This window comes from Nitrospira sp. BLG_2 (assembly GCF_049222245.1).
On the sequence record NZ_JBLYIG010000030.1, the window covers coordinates 1 to 14,083 of the forward strand.

Here is a 14,083-nt window from a genome sequence, read left to right on the forward strand (position 1 = left end):
AGCAATCGCGGCTCCCCACTTCAACCACTGGGTATTCGATATGGTCTCACCCCCAGAGAACAGGCCCAACACTCTCAGGATGGTACCCCAGATACGGCCATGCCCAAAGTGCTCCAGGAACTTACGGTTGAGTCCAATCAAGATGGCTTCCTGCAACTATGGCAGCACGAAGGCTCCTCAAATCCCCAACTCCTCTTCCCAATCACAGAAACAGAACAGCCCCGCTCCAAGCTCACAGCGCATACCCCCCTGACCATCTCCGTCCCGTCAACGCCAGGCATACTTGTCATTCGATTCTCTCGCGCAGCCACCATTCCATCGGCACCGCTCGATAGCACACTGCTCGATAATTCCACTCAACGTCACCTAAAGGAATCCGTTATGACCGACGAAACCTCCAGTTTCCCGCCACCAATCCACTACATCGTCAACCAGGACCCTTCCCGATCGGAGATCGTTGTACACCTGTCTCCCCCACGGCCATAAGTAGAGTCAAGCAACCCAGATTCATGCCCTAGCCGCGACGAAGCCTTCTATAGACCTATTTGCAGCATGGCACAACAAATGGTATATTTTGTCCCATGAAAACAACCATCGATGCGGCTGGACGATTGGTCATTCCCAAGGAACTGCGGCGAGAAGCCGGGTTACAGCCCGGCACTGAGCTGGAGATCCGCTGGCGGCAAGGACTGATTGAAATTGAACCGGCACCACTCTCCATCAAGCTGAAAAAACGTGGCCGATTCCTCGTTGCGCTGCCAGATCAACCGATCAAGCAACTGACGAGCGAGATCGTTGAACGGACCCGTCGACAGCTCACCCGTAACAGAGCAGCCTCCTCTTAACCCGGTATGGGTAGCTTTCTCCCCGACACCAACGTCATGGTCGCCATGGTGTGTACCTGGCATGAACACCATGAGCGGGCAATTACAGAGATGGAGCACCGGCTGGCGAAGCGGGAATCGCTGGTGCTCGCCACACCGGCCCTCATCGAGGCCTATGCCGTGCTCACCAGACTTCCGCCGCCCCATCGATTGTCTCCTCAAGATGCGATGGCCCTCATCGAAACGAACTTTCTCGCTGAAGGAACGCTTGCCGGATTGGACAATAAAAATTTCCGGCCACTGCTCCGAGAGGCTGCAGGCCATGCCATCGCGGGTGGTCGGACCTATGATTGGGTCATCGCTGCTTGTGCGAGAGCAGCCCGAGTGACGACCCTGCTCACGTTTAACACGAGAGACTTTTTAAGCTTTCGCCTGGACGGCATCGAGATTCATACTCCTTAAAATAACTTCTACCACATTGGATCTCGCCAAGCGGGCAAGACAATTTGCATCATCGGCTCCGCAGAATGGAGAAAGTTTCGGAGGCTCTATCATGAAACATCCAAACCTTCGCCATCTCAAGATCAACCGAGACGGAACTGACAGCATTCGCAACGCGCTTCGAAAGAAGGGACGGTCACCATCACCGTCAATCTTGACGCAGCCGATCTGCTGCGTACCAACGACTCGTTCCAAGAAAGTCAGAATTCCCTACCAACGCCTGGTGAAGACACTGCTCTCTACAACGGTATCCCAACAAGAGTCGCTTTAATCCCGCCTGACACGACTTGAACAGGAATTACGCAAGCTCAAGCGCCACGTCGCCGCCTAGCGGCTCGCAATCCGTTAAAGAGCTGTGGAGTTAGCAAAGGTATCCGACCCCATATATTCTTCACTTGGCTCTGGAATCAACCGGACCCGAATGCCCAGGACTTTCTGCTTCATGCCTCTCTCCATCAGACGGAACGCCATAACCCCAATACGGTCATAGATATCCAGTTTCCAGACGTTCCCGAAGAACCGCTTATAGCTGGAGTCTTAGTTGTTCCGTTACCTACCGATAGTCTCTGAGGGGAACGAGTGGGGTGGATGACGGGTTTCGAATTGAACCGGACTCATCGCCACATCAACAATATCAACAAGATAGCTCTGCAAATCACGGCAAAACCGGGCAAGAAATACGCAAATCTGCAACCGGTTGCAACCAGGAATCGAACACCCAAGACTCGCCTTCATCCAAGAAGAATGAGTCATGAGCACTCGTCTCTCGCCCTTCCCTGTCGTCGTTCTTTCGCCTGTCTGGTAGACTCCGCGCCACAGTACGGCGCGGCTCTCCTGAAAAGGTTGGTGGTCTCCTTACTGCGTCCTTCACGACCCGTGCACCTCCTGACACCGCTCAAGATTTCCTACGAAGCCGCGAAGAAACGAGCGGAACCGTACACGAAGATTGCTAAGGAGCTTACGGAACCGATTAGATGTTAATGGGGTGGGGAGTCGGTTCCATCTCGGGAAAGCCAAACACACGCTCAGGTGAACCTCCAGCCACCACACTTGCCCGCTCTCACTGTGTATTGACTGACTTGCAGATATCTAGGATGATGCGTCAACTGCTAAGCATGGACAGGACGAGAGCTAGGAAGAGTAGACTGCATCGCCTAACCAAACTCATGAAGCAACTCCTCGTCGAAGCGTCCCAGGGTGTCACATGACCGATCAGCAACTAAACCGCATTTTTATTAGCTACGCGCAGAAGGACACCCTCACCGCAGATGCCATTGTGGAGGCGTTGCAGGGATTGAAACTTACTCCGTGGATCGACCGCAAAGAGATAAAACCAGGAGATTCGTTCGTTGAGAAAATGAACGAGGGCCTTTCTCAGGCTGCCTATGTCATTGTCCTGATTTCCGCCGCCGCGCTCGCATCGCGGTGGGTGTCACGAGAGTGGATGTCTTCGGTTGCCGCCAAAGAAAAAGTTGTAATCCCTGTGCTCTTGGAGGAATGTGTACTGCCGCCATTGTTGAGGGACATTCTGTACGTTGATCTTCGAACAGATCGAGCCAGCGGCCTGGCCCGTTTGCGGAGTTTGTTTGAGAATGAGGGCATGCCGGTTTCGAACGCACCCGAGAAGCTTCGCGCCCCAGAGGCTGCTGAGCTGCTAACGACCTCGCGTCAAACACTGCGCCGCATTGCTTTGAGGTGTATGGGCGAGGATGCCTACAAAAGCTTACTTTTTGATTTGCACATAGATCCGGGGCAGATTCCTGGCAATTCCTTGCACGAGCGAATCATCAATCTCCTGTTCTGGGTTGGAAATAGTGGCGAATTGGAATACGTCGCAACGTGGTTACCGTCGGAACCAACCTGTCGGCGTTGCGTGGCGAATGAGATCCGCAAACTGCAATAACAGAACATCCGCGCCATTCGGATTGTCCGCAAGAGCGATGCACATCTGATTATCGCGCACGAATCGTACCCAAAGCGTTCACGAGAGACTTTGCCAACGCCGTAGGAGTGGCAGGAGCCATCGCCAAGGCCGCGCGGGGACAATTCCTGCGGAGTAGGCTGTATAGCCGGCCCACGTCAACGGCTTGCGCGTGGTCCATTTCTGTTGAACTCTTGCCAATCCGACTATCGGACCGCTCTCAGCGCTCTCCTGATACAAGGACTGCGCAAATTCAATGGCATCTCTATGCGATGCCTGCCAGAGCGATGCGACGACAATCTGTACACCTCGATCGAGCAGAGCAAAGGGCATTCCAACATGCACATTACCTGGCAAGGTTTGGGTACTTCCACCCCAACAGGAGTTGAGCACGACAACGGCAAGATGGTCCAACTTCAACTCATCGAGATCTTCAATTGTCAGCCATCGGTCATGCAACAACAACCCTGACTTACCTGGCTTTCGTATCGAGAACTCGCCATGACAAGCAAAATGTGCGATGTCCGTTTCCAACAGCTTGGCTTTCACATGATCGGCCTTCGCATCTTGATTTTCCACGTACTGCCACGTTGGCGCAGAACCATTTGCTAGGGCGCGCACTTCTTGGGTAATGCCGTGCAAGGGCGCATAGCCTGGCTCGGCAGCTGAAGCAGTCACAGCAATTCCAAGAGCTGAACGATACTTTTTAAACGGGCGAACGGTGCTCTCCGTCCAAGCCAGCATTGGTATGACCCGCAAAGTAAATCGCGAAATGCACGGTTGGTCCCCGATGGGGAGGGCTGCGAATGGTACGTTGACAAGGATATCATCGGGCACAACTACAAGATTGCGGATATTCGGAGGAAACCGGAGTTCTGTGAAACCCACGCACGCTCCGAGATCTGCCACTCTCCTCCCTGCGCTTTCTGTTTTCCCATGCCACTGTGCGGAGCTGCGCAAATTGCGAAGCGTGTTACTCACTTTTCCCCACAGCTCTGCGCGAGTCGCCTTCTGTAGTGGCCTAATTCTCTCGAACCGGCCATGCGTCATGACAAACAACTCAACGCGATCCGGCAACACGATGTAATGAAGAACGGCGGTATCGCTCGGTAACCAGGACGCATGCAGCCAAGCCGCGCCGTTGAGGATTCCATTCTCACGCAAGCGCCGACGTATGGCACGCAAGGCTAACGCATAGATATCTTGTTCTTGATTGGCAGGACCGGCGTCAAGGTTGTCCGTCTCGACGTTGTTACCTTGTTCACCACCCAGTGCACGGAACTTGAGGATCTCTACCAATGCAGTTCGTGTGACTCGGCTCACTCGGCGCCGGGTAAGCCAAGTTGGGAATCGACCGGCAAGAGAGACTTCTTCATGATCGAGTCGATGACAGATCTTAGAAACTTGTTCGTCGATGTCCGACCACTTGTTCAGTGCATACATGGATCGATCTTCTGGCTGGAGCCGCGCCGCGATTTCATCACTCAACCGAGCTACTTCTTCGCTGTTTCGCTGAATCTCCGAAACTAGGCCTCCAGAGCGGCGCATGATCCAACCGATGACACCTCGCATCGACCACTCGCCATTGAGCATTCCGAGCTTGGCATAGGCGGAGCACGCCTGCTCCGCATTATCTCTGGCAGCCTTCCAATCCTCACAGTAGTAGTACACATACGCCCACAGATGGAGCTGTCGCGCCTCGACCAAGGCAGAATCGATGTTTGAGGCCAAGGCGGATAAATGCGTACAAAGCAATAAAGCTCGCTCATGCTGACCTGCATGCAACGCCAGCAGGACTTGATTAAAACTCCTACCGTACTCGTCCCGTACACGTTGTCGAGTCCGCGGACCCTGCACAAATATTTGCTCGACCTCTCCATCGCCGAGGGGTTCAGGTAGCACGTCATCAGAGTCGACCGCACCAAGGATCTCGCGCGTCGAGGGCGGAACGCCCAGGCTGGATATGGCTACGCCGCGTCTGCGAGCCAACAACGTCCTCATGCCGTCCATTTCACCTTCACCCACGACGCTTGTCCTTTGTAATCCTTCGACGACCACCTCGGCCTCATCCAGTCGGTTCAACGCGCAAAGGGTATGGAAGCGTTGTCGTGCAGCTGCCATGACGATCTCTTCTGTCACAATCGAATCCGAAGCCTGCGCTACGGAGCTAAGCAGCTCCTTCGCTTCGCTGAAGCGACCCTGCAAGTGCCGCAATTGCGCTTCCAACACAAGCCATTGCGCCGCGGTGGTAGGTGACAGATCTGATGCATGTGCCATGGTCAACAGTTGCTCGACACCTGGAAAATCGCCGCGATCAAGGCGGATCTCCCCAAGCCTTACTAAAACATTGGGAGCAGTGACGTACTTTGAGGCCTGTTCACTGAGTAGTGCATATGTACGTTGCAACGCCTGCTCCGCTGCGCTTAGTTTGCCGCATGCTGCCCAGTATTCCGAGAGGTTGACCAGGGCTTCAACGCGGACGACATGTACTTTTTCCAAATCAGCAGACATGAAACTCAGCGTCGCTGCGGCCTGCATTGTACGAGGGACGTTGTGAAGCAGGTTCTCCTCTATCGCCAAGACATTGCCGAGTTCCTGCCCTGCGCCAGCAAAATCCAGCAACGCCACATAGCAGCGGACAGCACGAAGCGAGAAGAAGGCACTGCCGCACTCATCACGTTGACGCCGCAGGTGGGCTCGCCCCGACTCGTAGGTACTTCGGGCTTCACGGTATTTGCGCCGTTGTTCTAATTGAGTGCCGAATTTGATGAGCAGATCAATGTCGAGCGGACTGAGTGTATTGGAATCCGACTGCTGACGCAGCACACAACGGGCGGCTACCAGGTCAGCAAGGAGGTGGAAAGCCGCTTCTTCTCGACTTTCCCGTTCAGCTTGACGCCAAGCGTGGAATAATACGCGCCAATCTTCGTGAGTCTCACTTGCGTCGAACACCGCAATACGGTCCAGTCTGCTGAGTCAGCCGTGAGATGGTCAGTTTCTCTTACAGGCAGCGCGTTCCTCTTCGGTCACGGTACGATCATTGTTCAAGTCGCAACTGCGTGCCAGGAGGACGCCGTAGGCGGGCAATATCCCAAGAGATGTGGCAGCACGTTTAACTGCCTGTTCCTTGTGGTCCTTTGGGATCTCTCGCCGAGTGTAACGTGTGTTATTTTGGATAATTACGCCTGGAAGGAAGTCTCCTAGGCCCTCCGTATAGAGTTCTTCCCATATGACATCCGGATCATCGACTAGGTTGCTCAAGCTCGGCCCCGGCTCGGCGTCCCAATCGTGTTTGTTCAGAAGAGCGCCATCCTCAATATAGACCTCTGGGGGTTGTTCCCGAACCCGCGCGGCTAAGTCAGATTGTTCTGATCGGGAATACACTTTCGATTTTGCGAACGCGCTCGTTGGCAGCTCCGTGTGCAGGCGATATCCCACGCTGCCGATTGTGATGAGCGCAGCGATGCCCTTGGAGAGGCCGTCAACCTGGCCAGATTTGGCATGGAGAAAATCGGTAGCTGCCGTTGCCCCATGCTTAGTAAAAGCTTCGTCAGCCATATAAAGTGCATTGTAAGAGGGGTTCCCTCGTTTGAACGCAGCTGTGTGTAGAGTTTCTATGGTCACAGCCGGATTATCTGCACGGAGGCTCTGTAGGGCTTGGACGAGCCCCCAGTCGGGGTTCTTCTCATTTGAGGTTTCCCGCACTAGTCTTTCCGCTGACTCTGAAACTGGACCATTGGCAAATTGAGCAAGAAGTTCTTTCGGCAAATACTGCTTATAGCTCGCTACTGCCTTGCGTAAATGCCCTTCTTTCGATACGGCCATCAGCGCAGCGGTCGCTTCCACATACTTGCCTTCTCCAGCGAATGACGCAGCTCGTATTCCTGCTATTTCGTCAGCAGAGCGCACCGCATGAGAGGTGTAGCCATTTCTGATTGCCTCTTCGACAGAGCCGATGTACTCCTTATCGACGCTCTGAATCGTCACAAAATCGTTGAAGGCTGTATGCAGATCAGCATCCGTTGGCCGCTCGAGATACAGCACACCTTGCTGAACGTACCCCTTTACCTCTCCAAGCGTTGGATCGCCTGTAGCAATCGCTATGGATCGGGCATCCCTGTTCGGCCCCCGATCGGTAAAGATCCGCCCGACTTCACTTAGACCTACCTCGCCTTCTTTTGTCAGTGGCCATAAGACTTGCCATTTTGCGCCATTGACAATCTGGATGGCATGTTGGTCTTCCAATATTGTTGCTTGAGCTTTCAGGAGACCGTTGAAACCCTGCAGCGCAGCAAGTAGCCAGTTTGGGGAATCTGAAAAGCGAAGGTATTCTTGTGAATAGCTAGCCGATCTTCCATCGACAACACTGAATAGTCTTGGTTGACTACCCTCAAGAGTATCCCCACCAGCACTCGTTGAACCTGGGTCAATTGGCCCTCCTCTGTCGACACCGCCCATATTGATATAGAGTTCTTGATCCTCCCGCTTCACCACATAGAGGTTTCGCATCGTCAACAATTCGTTACGTGCGGAGACAGCGTTTCGAATGCCGTACAAATTATGTCTTTGGGCCAGGGCGCGCAGCAGAGTCTCGTCACCCGCGACCACGCCATCACGCCAGCTCAACCGCACACCGCCAGCCGTGCCCTCTGAATGCAGGGTCCCAAACGATCCCTGATCTGAGATGAGCGCGATCGACCTGGTGTTTCCCTCTAAACTGACTTGCACGGTGAGAGTCTCGATATCAAGTTCGCTGGGACCGTTTCGGATCCGCGCTTCATTAGAAATTGTGGCTACCGCACGAGCGATTGAATTATCTGCCGTGGGGAATTCAAATTGCGTGTGCTTTAGGGTCGAGAGCTTGTCGGGTGTGGACTGAGCATAATCAATGCTCCCTCGTCGGAGTTGGGTAGGCAAGTTGTCTCTGATTCTGGATGCGGGCTCCAAGCTTGTTGATGAACCCAGAGATACGCCCCCTTCAATAGTGCCTAAATGGCCTGCCATGGGGAACGGGTATGAGCGAATTATTTCTAGACACTCATTTGCATTCGGCCAACGCTCCTTCGACGCAAATGGAATGTCCTTACGAAAGCGCAATTGTTCTGACTTCGCGTACCACTCGTCGAAACGATGAGAGTGATCAACCTTCACGTCGTTGAGTCCAGACACGAAGTCCTGTTCAGCCATCCACCCTGTAATGACTGACCATTTCATGACTTGATTTTGAACATGGTAGGCCTGTTCATAGTCAGCCACCTTAGCGAAGTGTCGATCCCACCAATTGAATATCCTTCGGCTACGCTCAGCAGCCGTCGTTTCCTTCCCGGGATGAAGGGGATTTGAGCCGGCGGAGTATACTCGTGTAGCAATATGACCAAAGTTCAGCCCCTCGCCTTGATCTGGAACACCTTCGTAGGCCTCCCGCTTAGTCCCGAACCAGAGGCGTGTAGATGGCCGTTCCCTCGTTTCCTCCCAATAGAGCGGCTCCAGGAATGGTCCTTCAATGGGCCCAGATAGGAATCCGTGCACTTGGCGCACTGGGGCTTCATGATGGTGATTGACCGATGCCCAAAGTTTGGCTAGCACATCCGTATAGAAAAGGACCATCCCAACCCGCGTACCTTGGAGCGGACCATCGTAACGCGCACATTGGAATTGATTGCGCGACCTGATGTGGGCTAAGAGCGCACGTACCTGAGCTGCGTTAGAACCTTGTGTTTCTTTTAAAGAATCCTGCAACTTTTCGAATGGGACAATGGCTTCTTTATCCGCTTCGCGCCTATGCTTGTCGCGATAGAACTGCGTGAGTCTCGCGACCTGTTGCTGGATGTCGGGTGGAATTCGATAGGTGTTTAGATCAGAGGATTTAAAGAACTTTTGCATGTCCCTTGCCGTTGATACGAGCCTAGGTGGCGCTGTGCTGTCGTCCGGTTTGTTAGGGACGTCATTCGCAATTCTCATTGCAGAACGGATGAAGTCAGCGGGGTATAAGTCGAGTTGCTGGAGGTCATTCGCCAGTCCCCCGAAGTCCCACTGGAAGTCGAGAGAAAAGCCTGGTTCAGAGGGTAGAGACTCTCCCGCTACGAATGGATCTCCATCGCGTTCACGCACCGCTGCCCATTCCCTCGCAAGCGTCTTATGCGCTTGATACAGCGCCGCAAGGTCATCGATCGTCACGCCTTCCGTTCTCGTATTCGCTATACGCCGTCCGCCAAGCTCAATTTCCCTTTTATTGAGTGTCGCCACATGTGTGACATCGTCGACACTGTTGAGCCATCGTGTGAGGTCTTCGAGCGTGGTGACACTCCGTTCGACATATCCAAACTCCGCGGAGAAAAGCTGTCTTGAAGTGACATCGGCTTCCCGCGTTATGTGGATCGCACCAGCCGTGAGATCCGAGCGATAGCGGAACACCGACGCAGTCCCTGGAAAGGTCCCTTGTTCCATACGAACTTGGTCTGCCAGGCGTGCGAGTGTGGCGGTGCGGTCCTTATCGCGTTCGGAGTAGAACAGCCATACCGCGCCGTTCGGCAAAAACACACGCCGTCCAGATCCATACGCGTAGTCCAGCACGTCCTCAAGCGCTGGCGTCCTAAACGGGGAGGTGTCGTAGGTAGCCGTTCGTATTGCCTCGATCGAGAGCCCGGACTGCATCAGAGTTCCGTAGACTGCCCAATCTGCGATCTGATCGGCGCGTTCGTCTGGGCGAAGTTCGTCTAGTTTCCCCAGCATTTGAGTGACATTGATTACAAATCCTGTCCTGGTTAACTCGGCACTCTTGTCCTTTACAGTTATAGTCGAGGGCTGTGCTGTCACATTGGCTGTTGGAAGCACTCGAGTTGAGAGACCGTAGCCTTCTAGACCGAGTCCCAAAGCTAGAATTGCTGTCGCTACAATCATCATTGAGCGTCTCATCGTCTCCCTCGCCTTGTAAATGTCGGGCTCATAGATTGTCGACCTACTTACGTGCCGTCTCGGTCTGACTCGCTAGAGTAGTCCATTGCTCTAGCGTTTCTAAAAGCTGGTTTGCATCTTGTTCTAATCCCTGATCAACAAGTCGGACTACTTTCCTGAATATGGCTTCCTGCAGAAGTTTCGTCGCATGGTGCCGTCGCGGTTCATCTGGATGCCCACCGTCCACTGAGAGATATTTCTTCGCCGTTGCAATGAGGAGGTCATCATCGACATTGGCTGCTGAGGCGAGGATGGTGGAGTACATCTGATCGTCTGCCCTGTCGCGAATGATGCGAGAAGTTGTTGCCCAAACACCATGTACAAGAAGCAATAGTGCGAGTCCAACCATCGCCTTTACGAGAACATCTCGGCCCGAAAGGAGCCACGCCACGGCACGAAGCCAGTGCCCTGCGCTGGAAGTAGGCGGTCGTTCCAACATGGAGGACATCTCACGCCGGAAGTCCTTCAAAAGCGCAGGCTCCTCTGGCGGATTTGGCGGTTTGAGGTGAAGCGCTATCAAAGCGCCACAGTTACATGGTGCAGACACTAGCCCCTCTCCAATAGTGACCCAGTCCAGCTCGACCAAGCGCGAGTCTCGCGTGATCGCGAGCGCTCTCACTTGATGGACGAAGAGTTCTGAATCAGTTCCAGATTGCCCAGCTTCGTCAACGGATGAGATGAACGTTGCCGCCAACGTCGATGTTTCTGGGCCCAGAGGGTCTAGTCCAAGCCGACGTGGCAATTCACGCTGCAGTGCTTCATTCCATAACTGTGCGATTCGCCGACCTTCGGAAGTTTCACTGAACGACGCGGCTTTCTGATAACCGTGCTTTAACTGTTGCAAGAGTTCTGCACCAGGGTCAGTTTGAGGACTCCCGTTCTTCTTGCTGGCTAGCCGTTGTTCGAGGTTGGCAATGTCCTCTGCCAGACCGTGGAACCGCTCACTGGCCTGACCATTAAAGGGATCGTAGGAGAGGGCAAGCGTGAGCTCTCGGAGAGCTCCGTCAATGTCTCGCTGTTCGTCGAAAAGGTTCTGATACCGTGCAAAATGCAGTCCCGCTATCAACTCCAGTAGCGGCATGTGCGGCTGACCGGACTCCAAGAGTGTTGTGTACGCTTCCAATCTCTTGTCTAGTGCCGAGAGCGTCGGAGTTGAGGAGAGCCATGCTTTGAGAGTTTCTGCTTGGTATCGAGTCGTGGCTTCACAAATCTTCAGCACTTCACGTTTTTGCAATTCATGTGTTGTCAATAAAACAACGATCTTGTTATAGGGAACATCACTCCCCACATCGTAGTTTTGTAATTCGGACAATACATATGAACTGTAGAGTTCTGTCACGGCTTCTGACGTTTTGGAAGAGATACGGTACTGATCCAAAAACTCGGCATGCAAGAGCTCCAATTGAATTCTGCGGGAGTCCGTTCCTGCCACGAAGTACCACTTCAAGTGGAGTAACGGCAGGAGTTCATCTTGTACCCGTGAAAGAACCACTTTCGCGAGGTTCTCTGGATGATGAAATCCGCACGCAGCCGCATAGTCAATCAACTTCCGCCTGATGACAGGAGCGTCTGCAACCCAACGCCATTCCCGCTCAACAAACTTCCAGGAGTCTCGAAGCCCGATCGGTTCAGCGGTTGACGCCTCTTGGCGTTCGATGTCTCGAACCATGAGCTGGGCACGCCGAAACCGAGCCTCAGTAGAAACGGGGGCTACAAGCAGATCTTTTGCCGTCACCACTTGGTCGGGATCACCCAACAGATAGGCAGCAACCTGTTGGTAGTCAGTGAGCGCTCTCTTTTCCTCCCCCCTCGTGACTGAGGCGTAATTGATAAGTTCGAGTCGAGGAATTGAAAAGAACACCAATTCGCCCGTGATCGTATTATCGGTTCCACTTTCCGGGGCATTCATGGTGCGTCCTTTACCAGCTATCCATAAACATACGAGCCTCCGTTTACAAATACGTATATACTTTCCATCGGCATCCCGAGTTTGTTTTTCGTACCGAATAAGCGAAGAAGCCAGGTCCCGATCGCTTCACATTGAATCGGCATGACACTCTCGTCCACTATGTATGACCACGTCGCATGCCTGTTTTCCTGATTGGATGTGACGGATCAGGGTCCGTCACATCCGTTCCTCTTCTGCGATCGCCTGGCTTCTCATTATGGCGTGGTTCCATCGCGTCTCGTCTCATAGGAACCTTGTTGCATCATTGTTCCCATGGATTATTCCACGAAGCGAGCCCCGCCTTTGTCATTCACCGGGCTTCAGCTCAATCTCTGAACACTCCAGTGACAGAAGTACATCGAGTTTGAACCACAACCAGTGCTAGAGTCAGATCCTGGATGATATGTCCAATGAGCATACGGTGCGCCCGCCGCAAGCATCCCAGCAAGCTGCTGACCAGTGACGCCAACCTGTTCAATCGCAACTGTTCCATCGCAGTCCGCGGTGAGGATGCCTGTTAATTGCCCGCCTAGCCATCCCACCGCTACACCGATAGCAGTCCCGACAGCCGGCATGATGAATGACCCCACAGTGCTGCCCACGACTGCTCCTGCTAAGGCGCCAGCCGCGCTGATAGCAGCCCTTGTGCCAGCTTGCGAGAGTCCTTGCCCGATGTCCGTTAGTATTTTGTCTATCTTGGCATTGTCTTGATGGCCGGCGTTGACGACGAGGTAATTAAACGCAACCTTGTCTGTCGGGCTCGCAATGGCTATCGGTCCAATGGAAAGGCCAACCGTATAGGTCCCATTGTTGAGGTTCCCGATGAATTTCTTCACGGTTTGGGGAGGACCGTCGTTGACGGCGACTGATAGAGAGGCATAGTCGGTGTCGTTATGCCGAGACCGTGTGTTTGAAATAATCATGCTATCGAAGGTGAACATAAAGGTTCCTGGTTGAAACGCAGGTGCCACCCCACCCTGTACCCCCTCGATGACAAATGTTTCCCAGCTATCTGCAATCCGTCGAGTAGCATTCACTTCTCTGCCACCCCCATCTTCGGCACATACGAAATACCCGTTTGAGCATTGGAGACGAATATTTTGCCCATCGGAGATCGGTAAGCCGAGCGCAGTGTCAGGAGCGATAATTTCAAATGTTTCCCACTCGGAGGGTTGCGTTCTTGTGGCGTTCAGTTGCCCACCCCCTCCCCCTTCGGCGCAAAAGTAGCGTGAGTTGTCCGTCCTAAATTGCACTTTGGATCCGGAGAGAAGAGTGCCCCCTCCCAGAACCTGCATATCAAATGTCTCCCAGGTGCTAGCGTTAGGACGATTCGCGTTGATAACGCCCCCACCCCCGCCTTCTGCTACCACATATTGTCCATTCTGAGCTCTGAGACGAATTTGCATAAATCCTCCGTATTGTATGTTGATGTAATGTATTAGGGCCTCTTGCTGACCCATCCAATCTGAATCAGATCTGCGGCAGGGCAGAGCAAGACATGTGCCGTAAGTAACAAGATGGCATCATCGCTTATTTACCAGCACGATAGGGAATACGCAGTCATACGGTGCCGTTCGCCCCAAACTGACATGTGTATCTAATTCTACTTATCAGTATCCATTGAGATACATGATGGGAGAATTCGGGTTTGATGGGAAAGGGCGATACAGAAAAGGGGCGGTACCCGTAGGCACATAGAAATTGACGAGCATTTCTGTGAACCGCTTCACGTTCAACACCTCAACCGACGGTCGGCTGGTGCCATCAAGTACATCCGATTTTCTTCCGCTCCGATGTCACACCTCCTGGTCGTTCCGCGTTTCAGCTTTCCTCACTTGGTCGGTTTTAACGAGACAAAGATGACTTCCTCATAGGTGTGGCCGTTGACAGTGAAACTGGCTGGATCGGAACAGGGACCTGTGAGGATGAACTGAC

At 53.3% G+C, this 14,083-nt stretch carries 8 protein-coding genes; 4 read left to right on the forward strand and 4 right to left on the reverse strand.

Features of this window, described 5'->3' with window-relative positions; translation table 11 throughout:
• Positions 1 to 581 precede the first annotated feature (581 nt).
• From ACOSYY_RS00810 to ACOSYY_RS00825, 4 genes are all read left to right on the forward strand, one after another.
• Positions 582 to 845, forward strand: coding sequence for an AbrB/MazE/SpoVT family DNA-binding domain-containing protein (locus tag ACOSYY_RS00810; protein ID WP_421660328.1), 264 nt, complete (start codon positions 582 to 584; stop codon positions 843 to 845).
• 6 nt (positions 846 to 851) lie between these two features.
• Positions 852 to 1,286: a PIN domain-containing protein gene (locus tag ACOSYY_RS00815; protein ID WP_421660329.1), complete on the forward strand. Its 435-nt coding sequence runs from the start codon at positions 852 to 854 to the stop codon at positions 1,284 to 1,286.
• A 91-nt stretch (positions 1,287 to 1,377) separates the two neighbouring features.
• A complete protein-coding gene (locus ACOSYY_RS00820) occupies positions 1,378 to 1,596 on the forward strand; it encodes a hypothetical protein (protein WP_421660330.1) in 219 nt (72 codons plus the stop codon).
• Positions 1,597 to 2,529: 933 nt separating this feature from the next.
• The gene (locus tag ACOSYY_RS00825) at positions 2,530 to 3,228 is read left to right on the forward strand and encodes a toll/interleukin-1 receptor domain-containing protein (protein WP_421660331.1); all 699 of its coding nucleotides are present in this window, start codon (positions 2,530 to 2,532) and stop codon (positions 3,226 to 3,228) included.
• 78 nt (positions 3,229 to 3,306) lie between these two features.
• On the opposite strand, the gene ACOSYY_RS00830 is transcribed toward ACOSYY_RS00825, so the two are convergent.
• The 4 genes from ACOSYY_RS00830 to ACOSYY_RS00845 all read right to left on the reverse strand — a co-directional run bounded on the left by ACOSYY_RS00830 (position 3,307) and on the right by ACOSYY_RS00845 (position 13,443).
• A complete protein-coding gene (locus tag ACOSYY_RS00830) occupies positions 3,307 to 6,198 on the reverse strand; it encodes a CHAT domain-containing protein (protein WP_421660332.1) in 2,892 nt (963 codons plus the stop codon).
• A 39-nt stretch (positions 6,199 to 6,237) separates the two neighbouring features.
• The gene (locus ACOSYY_RS00835) at positions 6,238 to 10,149 is read right to left on the reverse strand and encodes a hypothetical protein (RefSeq protein WP_421660333.1); all 3,912 of its coding nucleotides are present in this window, start codon (positions 10,147 to 10,149) and stop codon (positions 6,238 to 6,240) included.
• A 55-nt stretch (positions 10,150 to 10,204) separates the two neighbouring features.
• The gene (locus tag ACOSYY_RS00840) at positions 10,205 to 12,109 is read right to left on the reverse strand and encodes a hypothetical protein (RefSeq protein ID WP_421660334.1); all 1,905 of its coding nucleotides are present in this window, start codon (positions 12,107 to 12,109) and stop codon (positions 10,205 to 10,207) included.
• 359 nt (positions 12,110 to 12,468) lie between these two features.
• Positions 12,469 to 13,443, reverse strand: a complete 975-nt coding sequence (locus tag ACOSYY_RS00845) for a fascin domain-containing protein (protein ID WP_421660335.1) — start codon at positions 13,441 to 13,443, stop codon at positions 12,469 to 12,471.
• Positions 13,444 to 14,083: the final 640 nt, after the last annotated feature.